We start from the raw sequence: 15,444 nt of genomic DNA on the forward strand, positions 1-15,444 counted from the left end.
CGACACATCCACCCCGCGCCCCGCCCCCCCGCCCACCGCGCCCGCCGGCCGGGCGCCGCCCCCGCCCCCCCCCGCCCCACCGGGCTCGGCGGCAAGTCCGAGCCCGTACGGCCGCCACATGTAAGGCCGCCACGCCTAAGGCCGCCACACGTACGCCCGCCAGCGCGTCGGGGCGGGTCAGTCCTGGTCGGCCTGGAGGCTCATGGGGCCGTAGATCTTCGTCGTGTCCTCGAAGAGCGTCGCCTGGTCCGCCCCGCCGTCCAGGAGTTCCTTCCAGTACTCACCGATCCAGGACTCCGCGTCGCCCTGCGTCGTGAATTCCTCCGGCCGCAGGGCCGGCTCCGTCTCCGTACCGTCGGACTTCTCGAACCGCCACGTCCACGCCATGTCCGCCTCCTGGGTCACTTTGCTGCCCGCAGCCTAGTGCCTCCAACCAGTGACGGAACGGGGCGTGCGCCGGTCCGGACACCCCCCAGGTCGCGCAGCCGTCGCGCGGACGCGGGAGGATCAAAGGCGTGGAACTGACTCTGCTCGGCACCGGAGCCCCCGACGGGCTGCCGCGGCCCGATTGCCCATGCGCCGCCTGCGCCACCGCCCGCGGGACGCGCTCCCGGGCCGCGACCGCCCTGCTGGTCGACGACGCGCTGCTGCTCGATCTCACTCCGGGGGCCGTGTTCGCCGCGGCCCGTGCGGGGCACTCGCTCACCGGCGTACGGCAGGTGCTGCTCACCCACCCGCACGACGGGCCCGCCGTGGAGCTGCCCGCCGGGCTGCCCCCGGCGGGACGGGTGCCGGACGGGCGGGAGCTGACGCTGATCAGCGGGCACCGGGTGCGGGCGGTACCGATGGACGCGCCGGGTACGGGCTACGAGGTGACCGCGCCGGAGGGCGCCCGGCTGCTCTACCTGCCGCCGGGCGGCGCCCCCTCCGGTCTCGCGGACCGGGTGGCGCAGCCGTACGACATGGTGGTCGGCGATGTCGTCGGACGACCGGACGCGGTGGCACGGCTGCGGGCCGTCGAGGCGATCGGGCCGGCCACCGAGGTCGTCGCCGTCCACCTGGACCACGACGCGCCGCCCGGCGCCGAGCTGGACCGGCGGCTCGCCGCGGCCGGCGCGCGGGCCGTGCCGGACGGGACGACGCTGGTGGTGGGCGACCACCACGCGGTGCGGGAGGTACCGCGACGCACGCTGGTGACCGGCGGCGCCAGGTCGGGGAAGTCGGTGGAGGCCGAGCGGCGGCTGGAGACGTACCCCGAGGTGGTCTACGTGGCGACCGGTGGAGGCAGGGAAGGGGACACGGAGTGGGCGGCCCGGATCGGACTGCACCGGGAGCGCAGGCCCGCCGCCTGGCGCACCGAGGAGACCTGCGAGCTGGTGGAGCTGCTGGAATCGGACGGGCCGCCGCTGCTGATCGACTGTCTGTCGTTGTGGCTGACGGACGCGATGGACCGGGTGGACGCCTGGGACGACGTGGCGTGGGCGGGCGGCGGCGAGGACGCGCTGCGGGAGCGGACCGCCGAGCTGGTCGCCGCGGTGCGCGGAACGCGGCGCACGGTCGTCGCCGTGACCAACGAGACCGGCTCGGGCGTGGTGCCCGCGACGGCTGCCGGACGACGGTTCCGGGACGAGCTGGGGCGGTTGAACGCCGCGTTCGCCGACGAGTGCGAGCAGGTGCTGCTGGTGGTGGCCGGACAGGTGCTGACACTGCGCGGCTGACCCGAACACGGCGACGGCGACGGACGCGGACACGGATCGCGGGAACAGAACGCGAGCACGGAACGCGGAAGCAGGACGCGGAAGCGCTGACGGAACGCGAGAACCAGGAGGAGCGGACATGGCACGTGTACAACCGATGCTGAACGGTGTTCCCGAGACCTTGTTGTGGACGCTCTACAACCGGGCGTACGAGGCGGGGCAGCCCTACCCGGTGCTGGACGATCCGATGGCCCTGCGGCTGCTGGAGGATCTGGACTACCCCTTCGAGGAGCGGTTCGGGCGGCCGAACGCGTTCCACTCGCAGGCCCAGGGGCTGCGCTCCCGCTGTTTCGACCTGGCCGTGCAGAACTATCTCGCCGACCGGCCGCAGGCCACGGTGGTCGCGCTCGGCGACGGGCTGGAGACCGGCTTCTGGCGGGTCGACAACAATCGGCTGAACTGGCTGAGCGTGGAGCTGCCGGAGGTCGCCGAGCTGCGCCGGGCGCTGCTGCCCGCCTCCGACCGGCTGCGCACCCTGGCCCGGTCGGCGACCGACCTGTCCTGGCTGGACGAGATCGAGGACCCGGTGGGCCGCGGGGTCGTCGTGACGACGCAGGGGCTGCTGATGTATCTGCCGCCCCCCGAGGTACGGAGGGTCCTGGCGGGCTGCGCCGAACGCCTGCCCGGCGGCATTCTGGTCCTGGACACGATGGCGCGCTGGCTGGCCAGGGGCACGGTGGCCGGCACGTCGAAGGTCGGCCGGATGACCATTCCGCCGATGCGCTGGGCGATGAACCCCGGCGAGCGGCACAAGCTGCGCGGTGCGCATCCGGCGATCACCGAGGTGCGGGCGCTGCGGCTGCCGCGGGGTCGGGGCGCGATGGGCGAACTGATCCGGCTCCAGTCGCTGCTGCCGGGGCTGCGGACCCTGACACCCGCGATGACGCAGCTGCGGTTCGGAGGCGGCACTCGGCACTGACCGGGCGTCAGAAGTGTGACGGGTACTGTTCCGCAGTGAGCCCGCCGCCGGGCTCACCGGCCCACTGAACGCATCGACCCGCGAGGCAGACCCCCGTGAATCTGGACGACTTCTCCGACCTGATCGAACGCCCCGACGGCGGCGTACGGCGCGACGCCGAGGAACGCCGGGAGCGCCTGGCCGTTCCTCCGGGCGCCCTCGGCCGCCTGGACGAGCTGGGCGAATGGCTCTCCGCCGCGCAGCAGTCCGTACCGGTCAGGGCGATCGAGCAGCCGCGCGTGGTGCTCTTCGCCGGCGACCACGGGGTGGCCGAGCTGGGCGTCTCCGGGCGCCCCGCCGGGACCGCGTACGAGCTGGTGCGGGCCACCCTGGAGGGTTCCACCCCGCTCGCCGTACTGGCCCGGCAGTTCTCCGTACCGGTGCGGATCGTCGACGCCGGTCTGGACTGCGACCCGGAGCTGCTGCCCGAGTCGGTGGTCCGTCACCGGGTGCGGCGCGGCAGCGGCCGGATCGACATCGAGGACGCGCTGACGGCCGAGGAGGCCGAGCAGGCGGTGCGTCTGGGCATGGCGATCGCCGACGAGGAGGCCGACTCGGGCACCGATCTGGTGGTGCTCGGCGATCTGAGCGTCGGGGGTACGACGGCCGCGGCCACGCTGATCGCGGCGCTGTGCGGCACCGACGCCTCGGTGGTCACCGGGCGCGGCGGTGCGGGCATCGACGATCTGGCGTGGATGCGCAAGTGTGCGGCGATCCGGGACGCGCTGCGGCGGGCCCGGCCGGTCCTCGGTGATCAGCTGGAGCTGCTGGCCACGGTGGGCGGTGCGGATCTGGCGGCGACGACCGGGTTCCTGCTGCAGTGCGCGGTGCGCAGGCTGCCGGTGATCCTGGACGGGGTGGTCTCCTCGGCCTGTGCGCTGGTGGGTCAGCGGGCGGCCTTCCGGGCACCGGACTGGTGGCTGGCGGGCCAGGCGAGCGGCGAGCCGGCGCAGGCCAAGGCCCTGGACCGGATGGCACTCAACCCCTTGCTGGACCACGGCGTCATGGTGGGGGAAGGAAGTGGTGCATTGCTCGCACTTCCGCTTGTTCGGGCCGCGGCCGCGCTGGCGGCGGAGCTGCCCGAGCGCGCACCCGTCGCCGACGAGAAGGACGGTGCCGGCGAAGGGGCCGACGGAAGCGGAGCCGACCGCGACGCGACCGACGGCTGACGGAACCGGCAGAGCTGCGGTCGCCGAACAATCGGCCGCAGCACAGTCCCCTCATGCTGCGCGATGCAACATATGATCGCTTTTCATGGGAGAGGTCCGATTGTCCACCGAGGATTCCGGGCGGGGCAGCACCCGGGCACCGAGCACCGCCCGGTCACGCCGCAGTGCCGCGTTCACCATCTGGTACCTGCGTGTCGTGTCGTTCATCAATTTCCTGAGCGCCGTCTGGGTCACGCTCGGAAACGACCTGCGCCGCCACAACACCGCGAACTATTTCACCCCGTACCTGCTCACCGCGGGCTTCTCCTCCGGGGTGGTCGCGCTGTTCCTCGCGATCACCATGCGCCGCCGCAAGCGGGCCGCCTGGATCGTGAACATGGTGGTGAGCAGTCTTCTGCTGCTGCTCTTCGTCCTGGTGATCCCGTTCCCTGAAGTGCGGCAGTATCCGCAGAACTGGATCTCGCTGGTGCTGACCGCCGTCTTCGTCCTGGCCCTGGTCCTCGGACGGCGTGAGTTCTACGCGAAGGGCGACCGGTCCAACCCCCGGCTGGCCGCGATCGTCGCGGCCGTCGGGCTCCTGGTCGCCTCACTGATCGCCGCGGGCCTGGTGACCCTCACCAACACCGCGCACGACGAATACCGCTCGACCTTCCTGGACCGCTGGCGCTACGGCACCCTGCGGCTGGTCTCGATCACCGACAACGACACCAACTACCCCGGGATCACCACGCCCGGCTGGGTCAACGTCAGCATCAACATCCTGTCCACCCTGCTGCTGATCGCCGTCGTGTACGCGGCGTTCCGGGCCCGCCGGGCCGTCGACCCGATCACCCCCGAGGACGAGGCCCGGCTGCGCGTGCTGCTCGACAAGCACGGCGAGCGGGACTCGCTCGGCTACTTCGCGCTGCGCCGGGAGAAGAGCGTCATCTGGTCGCCGACCGGAAAGGCCGCGGTCGCCTACCGGGTGGTCGGCGGGGTCTCGCTCGCCTCCGGTGATCCCATCGGAGACCCGGAGGCGTGGCCCGGAGCGATCGAGCCGTGGCTGGCCGAGGCCCGCGAGCACGGCTGGATCCCGGCCGCGATGGGGGTGAGCGAGGAGGGTGGCACCGTCTACGCGCGGCACGGCCTCGACGCCCTGGAGCTGGGTGACGAGGCGATCGTGGAGACCGCCGAGTTCACCCTCGAAGGCCGCGCGATGAGGACCGTCCGCCAGGCCTACAACCGGGTCAGGCGCGCCGGGTACGACGTGACCGTGCGCCGGCATGCCGACATCCCCGCCGACGAGATGGCCGAACTGGTGCGGCGCGCCGACGACTGGCGCGACGGGGCGACCGAGCGCGGCTTCTCGATGGCGCTGGGCCGGCTCGGCGATCCGGCGGACGGGCAGTGCGTCATGCTCGAATGCCGCGACTCGCCCACCGAGGAGGGTGGCGGTCCGGGCGAGTTGCGCGCGGTGCTGAGCTTTGTGCCGTGGGGGCCGAACGGTCTCTCGCTGGACCTGATGCGCCGTGACCGGGATGCCGAGAACGGGCTGATGGAGTTCATGGTCATCGAACTCCTGCAGCGCGCCGAGGGGATCGGGATCACCCAGGTCTCGCTGAACTTCGCGATGTTCCGGTCCGTCTTCGAGCGGGGTTCACGGCTCGGCGCCGGACCGGTGCTGAGGCTGTGGCGCTCCATGCTCAGCTTCTTCTCGCGCTGGTGGCAGATCGAGTCGCTCTACCGCGCCAACGCCAAGTACCGGCCGATCTGGGAGCCGCGCTTCATGCTCTTCGAGAAGAGTTCGGACCTGCTGCGCATCGGCCTCGCGGCGGGCCGCGCCGAAGGATTCCTGGAGGCGCCCGGACTGCCCAAGTGGCTGCACCGCTCGCATCTCGGGACCCGTGGATGAGACCGGTGCGCGCACTGCGCGGGGCGGCTCGTCGCGAGTGGGGCCCGCTGTTCTCGACCGTACGCGACGCACTCGTCGCCTCCCGGTTGCAGGCGATCCCGATGACACTCGCGGCCGTCTGCCTGACGGCACTGATCCAGGTGGTGCAGAACCAGTCCTGGGGGTACGGACCGGTGCACGGCCTCGGGGCGGTGCGGGCCGAGGACCCGTTGTGGGCGGCCCTGCTGCGCACCCCGTTGTCACTGTTCGTGCCGGCGCTGGACCTGCCGGTGTGGGGGGCGCTGGCGCAGATCCTGGTGGTGTTCGGGACCGCCGAGATCTGTCTGGGCCGCCGGCGCACCCTGCTGATCGCGTACGTGGCGACACTGGCCGGGACGATGTACGCGCGGATCGGTGTCTCGATCGATCCCGAAGGGCTGTTCGGGCTGCCCGCGACGGATGCCCGGGTCGTCGACACCGGCCCGTCGGCGGCCGTGGTCGGGCTGGCCGTCTATGTCTGTTACGTCTACCGGGCCTGGTTCACCGGGGCACTGGTGATCGCGGCGATGGTGGCCGAGATGATCTTCAAGAACAATCTGGCGGGCAAGGAGCACCTGGCCGCGATCGCCGCGGTGCTCGTGCTGTGCGCGGCCACGATCCGCCGGGACCGGCGCCGGCTTCTGCGCCGGGCTCAGGACTTAGGGCCCGGGGCCGGAGACCGGTCCGGTGCGCCTCCGATCAGGTCCTGAAATCTGCGGCGCGGGCCCGCCCAGCGCACATCGTGGTGGTAGGCGCGCAGCACCGCCCGCGCACGGGCGCGGTGGCGCTTGCGGTAGAAGCGCCTCGCCCACATCGAGGTCGGCCGGGCCAGCCGGATCGCCCCGATCAGCGCGACGAACGGAACGAGGGTGCCGACGACCGCGAGCCGCGCCTTGCCCTTGAACAGGGAGATCAGCACGAAACAGAAGTTGACGACCAGGGTCAGGACGACACCGAGCCTGCCCTGCTGTTCGTCACTGCTCAGCTCGTTCACGCCGAGCGGTGAGAATCCGGCCAGGACCAGCAGCACCAGCGCCGCCGTGAGGACCACGACCTCCACGCTCTGACGGCCCTCCTCGGTCCAGTACACGTCGTCGAGGTGGAGGATCAGGGCGAACTCGTCCAGCACCAGACCCGCGCCCATGCCGAAGATCACCGCGCAGACGCCCGCGGTGATGCCTTGGCGTCCGCTGGCGACCGCCCCGAAGCCGCCGATGACGCTCAGCACCACCCCGGGCACCACGTGGTGGACATGCACTCCGCCGGGCGTGATGTTGCGGAACGGCCCCTTCCCCGCCCTGATCATCCGGGTGATGAACCGGGTGACGGCAAAGGTGAGCACGAAGGCGGCCAGGGCGAGGAGCAGCGGCAGCTTCCCCGGCTCGATGATGTTCCGATCGAACCAGTGACCCATGCCACTCACTCCCGATAGGACGCTTCCGTCATGATCTGTCGCGTTCTGTCCAATCTATCGGTCTGTCACAGCGATTAACCTGCGCGCCGTGACCTCCCTGAACAGCCATGGCCTGCGTTTCGCCTTCGGCACCCTGACCGTGCTCCCTGTCCGTGTCACCCGCTGGGACCGCGGTACCGCCCGCGCCGGGATGCTGTGCGCGCCGCTGACGGGCCTCGTCGTGGGGCTGCTCGCGGCGGTGCCCGGCGGCCTGTTGCTGCTGCTCGGCTCCGGCCCGCTGCTCGCCGCGGTCGCGTCCGTCGCCGTACCGGCGGTGCTGACCCGGGGGCTGCATCTGGACGGCCTCGCGGACACCGCGGACGGCCTGGGCAGCGGCAAACCCGCCGACGACGCCCTGCGGATCATGAAGCGGTCGGACATTGGGCCATTCGGTGTGATCACCCTGCTGTTCGTGCTGCTGGCCCAGGTCGCGGTCCTCGACCAGTTGTACGGGCAGGGCTGGGCGCGGGGAGCGGTGGCGGCGGTCGTCGCCGCGGTCACCGCACGGCTGGCGCTCACCCTGGCTTCCCGTCAGGGCGTGCCGGCGGCCCGTCCGGAGGGGCTGGGCGCGGCGGTGGCGGGCACGGTCACGGTCCGGGCCGCGCTGGCGGTCGGGGCCGTCGTGGTCGCGGCCTGTGCGGGGGCCGGCGCGCTCCTCGGCGGGTACGGGGCGCCGCGCCACGCCCTCGCCGCGCTGGCCGCCCTCGGCGCCGCCCAACTCCTGCTGCGCCACTGCGTGCGGCGCTTCGGCGGGGTGACCGGCGATGTCTTCGGCGCCCTGGCGGAGACGGCGGCGACGGCGGCCCTGGTGGTCACGGCCCTCGGTTAGGGCCTCTCGTTTGGATCATGCCGGGCTCGCGTGCCCCGGCACCGCGCCTCGCCGCGTTGTCGTCGGTCGCCATGGCGCTGCCATGACTCCCTCCTCCGCCTTGCGATCCACGGCACCGGACCCCGCTCCCTGATCCGGCCTGATCCAAACGAAAGACCCTGGGCCCTGGCCCGGCCGGCCGGGAGCTGTCCGCCCCCGCTCCGGGACAGCCCTCAGGCACGGGCCCCCGGACACTCCTGGCGCCACACTCCGAGCTCGTACTTCTTGAGCAGCGAGCTGAGCCCCAGCCGCTTCGACCCGGCGCAGAACCGGGCGACCGGCAGCTCGTACTCCACGTGGAAGACGGCCTTGTCCGCCTTCACGAACGGGGTGAGGGCCTCGCACTCGTCGTACTGCGCGCACTGTTCATTGACCGCGAAGTCGAAGTCCGGCTCCAGCTCGGGGATCTGGCCGAGGTCGTTCTTCAGGCCGACGGCGAGTCCATGGCGGTGGGCGATACGGGCGATGAGCCGGTTGTAGCGCAGCTGGTCGGCGGCGGTCAGCGGGAAGCCCGTGCGGTTGCGGTAGCCGTCCATGTTGTCGGGTTCCACCGCGTCGAAGCCCTTCTTCGCGCACATCGCGATCCGTTCCTCCATCAGCGGCTCCAGGACGTCCGTGCGGCGGATGTCGAGCCAGCGCTCCCCCTCCCACCCGTTGCCCTTGCCCCGCACCGAGGCGGGGAACTTCCCGGCGTCCGGGCGGAATTCCTCCCAGGCACCGGTGGAGAGGTAGCAGATCACCTTGCGGCCCCGGCGGTGCAGATCGGAGACGGCCGCGGCCTTGTGCTCGAAGCCGTCGATGTCGTACACCGGCACGTCCACCGTGGGGTCCAGCCGGCCGGAGAGCTGCCACTGCCAGCCGATGCCTGCCTTCGGCCGCCAGTGGTCCTTCGCGCCGGTTTCCGGCGCCGAGGTGCAGCCGGTCAGCAGGACCAGCACGGCCAGCAGAATCAGTACGGTGACCGGCGACGCCGGTCCCGGTCGCGTCACACGTGCAGCCTCATGGGCGCGCATGGTTCTCCCCCCATGGGTCCGTCACCGACAACGACCCTACTTCCACGGCGTGTTCCGACTGCACGGCCCCCGCTCCCGCTGCCCGCGGGCTCGGCCACGACACCACGACGGGCCGCGGGACGGCCCGCCGCCGTGATCCCGCAGCAAAGGCGCGCGTAGGCTCATTCCCGGCACATTGCGGCGGCGTCTACGATGCGCCGGGCACGGTCGGCCCACCCCTCGACCGACAAGGAACTCAACGGAAGCGAGATTTCACCACCGTGACTGCTCTCACTCTCAGCACTGCCGGTGCGGCGACGCTGCGCGCCGACGCACTCGTCGTCGGCGTCGCCAAGGGCTCCGGCTCCAAGTCCGGGGACCTGGTCCTCGCACCGGGCGCCGAGGCCGTGGACAAGGCGTTCGGCGGAATGCTCGCCACTGTCCTGGAGGCCCTGGGCGCCGCGGGTGCCGAGGGCGAGGTGACCAAGCTCCCCGCGCCCGACGGCCTCAAGGTCCCGGTCGTCATCGCGGCCGGACTCGGCTCCGTCCCGGAGAAGGACGCGGCGTACGACGCCGAGGCACTGCGCCGGGCCGCAGGCTCGGCCGCCCGCGCCCTGAACGGCTCGAAGAAGGCCGGCTTCGCGCTGCCCATCGCGTCCGCCGAGGACGCCGAGGCGATCGCCGAGGGCGCGCTCCTCGGTGCGTACGCCTTCACCGCGTACCAGGGCGGCGAGAACAAGCTGGCGCCCAAGGGCAAGAAGAACGGCAACGGCGCGAAGCTGCCGCTCGGCGAGGTCGCCCTGCTCGGCACCAAGCCGCGCGACAAGGCGTTCAAGGCCGCCGCCGAGCGTGCCGTCGCGGTCGTCGAGGAGATCAACCGCGCCCGCGACCTGATCAACACCCCGCCGAACGACCTGTACCCCGAGTCCTTCGCCGCCGTGGCCACCGCCGCGGGCAAGGAGCACGGCATCAAGGTGCAGGTCCTCGACGAGAAGGCGCTCGTCAAGGGCGGCTTCGGCGGTCTGCTGGGCGTCGGCCAGGGCTCGACCCACGGCCCCCGCCTGGTGAAGCTCGTCTACACGCACCCGAAGGCGGAGAAGACCCTGGCCCTGGTCGGCAAGGGCATCACCTACGACTCGGGCGGCATCTCGCTGAAGCCGGCCGGTCACAACGAGACGATGAAGTGCGACATGAGCGGCGCCGCCGCCGTGTTCGCGAGCGTCGTCGCGGCCGCCCGTCTGGGCCTCCAGGTCAATGTCACCGGCTGGCTGGCGCTGGCCGAGAACATGCCGTCGGGCAACGCCACCCGCCCCGGTGACGTGCTGCGCATGTACAGCGGCAAGACCGTCGAGGTCCTGAACACGGACGCCGAGGGCCGGCTCGTCCTCGCCGACGCGCTGACCCGCGCCTCGGAGGAGAACCCGGACGCGATCGTCGACGTGGCGACCCTGACCGGCGCGATGGTGCTGGCGCTGGGCAACCGCACCTTCGGCATCATGGCGAACGACGACGCCTTCCGTACCTCCATCCACGAGATCGCCGAGGAGGTCGGCGAGGCCTCCTGGCCGATGCCGCTCCCCGCCGACCTGCGCAAGGGCATGGACTCCCCGACCGCCGACATCGCCAACATGGGCGAGCGGATGGGCGGCGGCCTGGTGGCCGGTCTGTTCCTGAAGGAGTTCGTGGGCGAGGGCATCGCCTGGGCGCACCTGGACATCGCGGGCCCGGCCTTCCACGAGGGCGCGCCGTACGGCTACACGCCGAAGGGCGGCACCGGTTCCGCGGTCCGCACGCTGGTGAAGCTGGCCGAGCGCACCGCTGCCGGAGACCTCGGCTGAGGCAGCAGCCGACCTACGGCCCCGGGCATACGTCCGGGGCCGTACGTGTTCTGCGGGTGGCACCGCCGCACGGATCGGGCAGGTTTCGCTCTCAACGAAATCCACACGTCTCTACGCAGCGGTAATCACCCGAGACGGATGATCATCCGTCTCAGACCCGGGCCCCGCGTCCCGCCCACCGTCAACAAGTGCGAAGATGGGTTCTCGGCAGGACAGGGCCCCCACCACAGGGCCGAATAACAAAAGCGGCCGAACACCAGCCGACCGGCCGGTCATCCCCCAGCGACGGGGCCCGGCATACGGCGCACATGCATGGAGGACGTGACGTGGCGAACGACGCCAGCACCGTTTTCGACCTAGTGATCCTCGGCGGTGGTAGCGGCGGTTACGCCGCGGCCCTGCGCGGAGCGCAGCTGGGCCTGGACGTCGCTCTGATCGAGAAGGGCAAGGTCGGCGGCACCTGCCTGCACAACGGCTGCATCCCCACGAAGGCCCTGCTGCACGCCGGCGAGATCGCCGACCAGGCGCGCGAGGCCGACCAGTTCGGTGTCAAGGCCACCTTCGAGGGCATCGACATCGAGGCCGTCCACAAGTACAAGGACGACGTGATCTCGGGCCTGTACAAGGGTCTGCAGGGTCTCATCGCCTCGCGCAAGGTCACCTACATCGAGGGTGAGGGACGGCTCTCCTCCCCCACCTCGGTGGATGTGAACGGCCGGCGTGTCCAGGGCCGCCACGTGCTGCTCGCGACCGGCTCCGTGCCCAAGTCGCTGCCGGGCCTGGAGATCGACGGCAACCGCATCATCTCCTCGGACCACGCGCTGAAGCTGGACCGCGTCCCGAAGTCCGCGATCGTGCTGGGCGGCGGCGTCATCGGCGTCGAGTTCGCCTCGGCGTGGACGTCCTTCGGCACCGATGTCACGGTCATCGAGGGCCTGAAGCACCTCGTCCCGGTCGAGGACGAGAACAGCTCGAAGCTTCTTGAGCGCGCCTTCCGCAAGCGCGGCATCAAGTTCAACCTCGGTACGTTCTTCCAGGGCGCCGAGTACACGCAGGACGGCGTCCGCGTGACCCTCGCCGACGGCAAGACCTTCGAGGCCGAAGTGCTGCTGGTCGCCATCGGCCGCGGCCCGGTCTCGCAGGGCCTCGGCTACGAGGAGGCCGGCGTCGCGATGGACCGCGGCTACGTCCTCGTCGACGAGTACATGCAGACCAACGTGCCCACCATCTCGGCCGTGGGTGACCTGGCCCCGACGCTCCAGCTCGCGCACGTCGGCTTCGCCGAGGGCATCCTGGTGGCGGAGCGGCTGGCCGGTCTGAAGACCGTTCCGATCGACTACGACGGTGTCCCGCGGGTGACGTACTGCCACCCCGAGGTCGCCTCCGTGGGCATCACCGAGGCCAAGGCCAAGGAGCTCTACGGCGCGGACAAGGTCGTCGCTCTGAAGTACAACCTCGCGGGCAACGGCAAGAGCAAGATCCTCAAGACCGCGGGCGAGATCAAGCTCGTCCAGGTCAAGGACGGTGCCGTGGTAGGCGTCCACATGGTCGGTGACCGTATGGGCGAGCAGGTCGGCGAAGCCCAGCTGATCTACAACTGGGAGGCGCTGCCCGCCGAGGTCGCGCAGCTCATCCACGCCCACCCGACGCAGAACGAGGCGATGGGCGAGGCCCACCTGGCCCTCGCCGGCAAGCCCCTGCACTCCCACGACTGATTCAGTCGACCGGGCGCGACGACCGACCTACTTCCGCACTTTCGTAAGGAGCAACTGAAACCATGTCGGTTTCCGTAACCCTTCCGGCGCTCGGCGAGAGCGTCACCGAGGGCACTGTCACCCGCTGGCTGAAGGCCGAGGGCGAGCGCGTCGAGGCCGACGAGCCGCTGCTCGAGGTTTCGACCGACAAGGTCGACACCGAGATCCCGGCCCCGGCGGCCGGCATCCTCTCCGCCATCAAGGTCGCCGAGGACGAGACCGTCGAGGTCGGCGCCGAGCTGGCCGTCATCGACGACGGCACGGGCGCGCCGGCCGCCGCCGCGGCTCCGGCCGCCGAGCCCGCCGCCGCCCCCGCACCGGCGCCCGCCGCCGAGGCTCCCGCCGCCCCGGCCCCCGTGGCCGAGGCCCCGGCCGCCGCCGCACCGGCCGGTGGCGCCGCCGGTACCGACGTCACCCTTCCGGCGCTCGGCGAGAGCGTCACCGAGGGCACCGTCACCCGTTGGCTGAAGGAGGTCGGCGAGGAGGTCACGGAGGACGAGCCCCTCCTGGAGGTCTCCACGGACAAGGTCGACACCGAGATCCCGGCCCCGGTTTCCGGTGTGCTGCTGGAGATCGTCGTCGCCGAGGACGAGACCGCCGAGGTCGGCGCCAAGCTCGCCGTCATCGGTGCCCCGGGTGCCGCTCCGGCGGCTGCCCCGGCCCCGGCCGCGCCGGCACCCGCCGCCGCTCCGGTCGCCGCTCCGGCACCGGCTCCGGCACCGGCTCCGGCCGCACCTGCTCCGGCTCCGGCCCCGGTGGCGCCCGCCGCTCCGGCCCCGGTGGCGCCCGCCGCTCCGGCTCCGGTCACCCCGGCCGCCCCGGCCGCGACCTCCGGTGACGACGGCGCGTACGTCACGCCGCTGGTCCGCAAGCTCGCCGCCGAGAGCGGCGTCGACCTGGGCGCGGTCCAGGGCACCGGCGTCGGTGGCCGTATCCGCAAGCAGGACGTCGTCGCCGCCGCGGAGGCCGCCATCGCCGCCGCGGAGGCCGCCAAGGCCGCCGCCGCTGCCCCGGCGCCGGCTCCGGCCGCCGCCGCTGCTCCGGCAGCCTCCAAGGCGCCGAAGCTGGAGGCGTCCCCGCTGCGCGGTCAGACGGTCAAGATGACCCGCATGCGCAAGGTCATCGGCGACAACATGATGAAGGCGCTGCACTCGCAGGCCCAGCTGACCTCGGTCGTCGAGGTCGACGTCACCAAGCTGATGAAGCTGCGCAACCAGGCGAAGGACGGCTTCGCGGCCCGTGAGGGCGTCAAGCTCTCGCCGATGCCGTTCTACGTCAAGGCCGCCGCCCAGGCGCTGAAGGCCCACCCGGTCATCAACGCCCGGATCAACGAGGACGAAGGCACCATCACGTACTTCGACTCGGAGAACATCGGCATCGCCGTGGACGCCGAGAAGGGTCTGATGACGCCGGTCATCAAGGGTGCGGGCGACCTGAACATCGCCGGTATCTCGAAGAAGACCGCCGAGCTGGCCGGCAAGGCCCGCGGTGGCGGCCTGACGCCGGACGACATGTCCGGTGCCACCTTCACCATCAGCAACACCGGTTCGCGCGGTGCGCTGTTCGACACCGTCATCGTGCCGCCGAACCAGGCAGCCATCCTGGGCATCGGTGCCACCGTCAAGCGTCCGGCGGTCATCGAGACCGCCGAGGGCACCGTCATCGGTGTCCGCGACATGACGTACCTCTCGCTCTCCTACGACCACCGTCTGGTGGACGGCGCCGACGCCGCCCGCTACCTGACCGCGGTCAAGGCGATCCTGGAGGCCGGTGAGTTCGAGGTCGAGCTCGGCCTCTGAGCACCACGGCTGTAACCAGCCTCACCAGCGGCGCCCCCGTCCGGAACACTTCCGGACGGGGGCGCCGCCGTATTGTCTAGACACCACCGGTCGCCCCGGCAGCCGTGATGGTGCGGACAGCACCGGTTTGCCTCGAAGGAGCCCCTCATGACCCCGCCCGTCGTCCACTCGCTGCGCGAACAGATCCGCGAGCACATCGTGGACGGGATCGTCAGCGGGCGCTGGAAGCCCGGTGAGCGGATCGTGGAGCGGCGGATCGCCACCGAGCTGGAGGTCAGCCAGACGCCCGTGCGCGAGGCCCTGCGGGAGCTGGAGACGCTCCGGCTGATCGAGTCCGCGCCCAACAAGGGCGTACGGGTCCGCAATCTCACGGCGGCCGATCTGGAGGAGAGCTATCCGGTACGGGCCGGGCTGGAGCAGATCGCGGCGGAGCTGGCGGCTCCGGTCCTCGGCGAGGACTGCTCGCGCCTCGCGCCGCACGTGGCGGCGCTCTACGAGGCGGACCGGCTGGCCGACGGCGAGGCGCAGGTCCGGCACACCGTGGGATTCCACCGCGAGATGGTGCGGGCCGCCGGGAACGCCGTGCTGCTGCACACCTGGGAGGGGCTGGGCATCGAGGTGTTCACCGCCCTGTCGATCCGGTGGCTGGGCACCGTCCAGAAGTCGTACGCGGAGGAGCACGAGGCGCTCATCGAGGCGTTCCTGCGCAAGGATCCGGACATCGGGGTGCTGGTCAAGGCGCACGTGCTCGGCTGCGCGCCGCGCGCCTGAGGAGCGCGGCCGAGGAGCCTGTGCATCTGTCGTGAGGGGTGCTCGCCCGTGCAGGTGAGCACCCCTTTTGCGCGCAAAATCCCGTCACTCCGTGCCCCGTTCCGCGGCACCGAATGCCACTTTTCTTCATATCGAGAAGTTTTGCCGTTCATCCTTTGATCGATCATCGATCGGCG

13 protein-coding genes are annotated in these 15,444 nt (G+C 71.5%); 10 read left to right on the forward strand and 3 right to left on the reverse strand.

The features are described 5' to 3' along the window. Window positions 1–177: 177 nt before the first annotated feature. Window positions 178–387 (reverse strand): hypothetical protein, encoded by a 210-nt coding sequence (locus ACZ68L_RS36130; protein ID WP_469586003.1) that lies wholly within the window; start codon window positions 385–387, stop codon window positions 178–180. A 128-nt stretch (window positions 388–515) separates the two neighbouring features. Between ACZ68L_RS36130 and ACZ68L_RS36135 the strand changes: the two genes are divergently transcribed. The 5 genes from ACZ68L_RS36135 (at window position 516) to ACZ68L_RS36155 (ending at window position 6,503) form a co-directional block, all read left to right on the forward strand. Further along, window positions 516–1,718 (forward strand): bifunctional adenosylcobinamide kinase/adenosylcobinamide-phosphate guanylyltransferase, encoded by a 1,203-nt coding sequence (locus ACZ68L_RS36135; protein ID WP_469586005.1) that lies wholly within the window; start codon window positions 516–518, stop codon window positions 1,716–1,718. Between the two features lie 118 nt (window positions 1,719–1,836). Further along, window positions 1,837–2,676, forward strand: a complete 840-nt coding sequence (locus ACZ68L_RS36140) for a class I SAM-dependent methyltransferase (protein WP_469586008.1) — start codon at window positions 1,837–1,839, stop codon at window positions 2,674–2,676. 95 nt (window positions 2,677–2,771) lie between these two features. Continuing rightward, entirely contained in the window at window positions 2,772–3,884 is a 1,113-nt protein-coding gene (gene cobT / locus ACZ68L_RS36145; RefSeq protein ID WP_469586011.1) for a nicotinate-nucleotide--dimethylbenzimidazole phosphoribosyltransferase, read from the forward strand. 85 nt (window positions 3,885–3,969) lie between these two features. Next, entirely contained in the window at window positions 3,970–5,775 is a 1,806-nt protein-coding gene (locus ACZ68L_RS36150) for a phosphatidylglycerol lysyltransferase domain-containing protein (RefSeq protein ID WP_469586012.1), read from the forward strand. After that, window positions 5,772–6,503 (forward strand): hypothetical protein, encoded by a 732-nt coding sequence (locus ACZ68L_RS36155; RefSeq protein ID WP_469586015.1) that lies wholly within the window; start codon window positions 5,772–5,774, stop codon window positions 6,501–6,503. Before ACZ68L_RS36150 ends, ACZ68L_RS36155 begins: the two co-directional genes overlap by 4 nt. On the opposite strand, the gene ACZ68L_RS36160 is transcribed toward ACZ68L_RS36155, so the two are convergent. Further along, window positions 6,446–7,207 carry a hypothetical protein gene (locus tag ACZ68L_RS36160; RefSeq protein WP_469586017.1) on the reverse strand — a complete coding sequence of 254 codons (762 nt, stop codon included), beginning with the start codon at window positions 7,205–7,207 and terminating at the stop codon, window positions 6,446–6,448. The genes ACZ68L_RS36155 and ACZ68L_RS36160 overlap by 58 nt on opposite strands. Window positions 7,208–7,295: 88 nt before the next feature. Between ACZ68L_RS36160 and ACZ68L_RS36165 the strand changes: the two genes are divergently transcribed. Then, entirely contained in the window at window positions 7,296–8,075 is a 780-nt protein-coding gene (locus tag ACZ68L_RS36165; RefSeq protein WP_469586020.1) for an adenosylcobinamide-GDP ribazoletransferase, read from the forward strand. A 212-nt stretch (window positions 8,076–8,287) separates the two neighbouring features. On the opposite strand, the gene ACZ68L_RS36170 is transcribed toward ACZ68L_RS36165, so the two are convergent. Then, entirely contained in the window at window positions 8,288–9,127 is an 840-nt protein-coding gene (locus ACZ68L_RS36170; RefSeq protein ID WP_469586023.1) for an endo alpha-1,4 polygalactosaminidase, read from the reverse strand. Between the two features lie 260 nt (window positions 9,128–9,387). On the opposite strand from ACZ68L_RS36170, the gene ACZ68L_RS36175 reads away from it, so the two are divergent. From ACZ68L_RS36175 to ACZ68L_RS36190, 4 genes are all read left to right on the forward strand, one after another. After that, the gene (locus tag ACZ68L_RS36175; RefSeq protein WP_469586026.1) at window positions 9,388–10,944 is read left to right on the forward strand and encodes a leucyl aminopeptidase; all 1,557 of its coding nucleotides are present in this window, start codon (window positions 9,388–9,390) and stop codon (window positions 10,942–10,944) included. Window positions 10,945–11,270: 326 nt separating this feature from the next. Continuing rightward, a complete protein-coding gene (lpdA, locus tag ACZ68L_RS36180) occupies window positions 11,271–12,659 on the forward strand; it encodes a dihydrolipoyl dehydrogenase (protein WP_469586029.1) in 1,389 nt (462 codons plus the stop codon). Between the two features lie 62 nt (window positions 12,660–12,721). Further along, window positions 12,722–14,497 (forward strand): 2-oxoglutarate dehydrogenase, E2 component, dihydrolipoamide succinyltransferase, encoded by a 1,776-nt coding sequence (gene sucB, locus ACZ68L_RS36185; RefSeq protein WP_469586032.1) that lies wholly within the window; start codon window positions 12,722–12,724, stop codon window positions 14,495–14,497. A 147-nt stretch (window positions 14,498–14,644) separates the two neighbouring features. Then, window positions 14,645–15,268, forward strand: coding sequence for a GntR family transcriptional regulator (locus ACZ68L_RS36190; RefSeq protein ID WP_114244153.1), 624 nt, complete (start codon window positions 14,645–14,647; stop codon window positions 15,266–15,268). Window positions 15,269–15,444 lie beyond the last annotated feature (176 nt).

Source organism: Streptomyces sp. NPDC104309 (assembly GCF_055584025.1).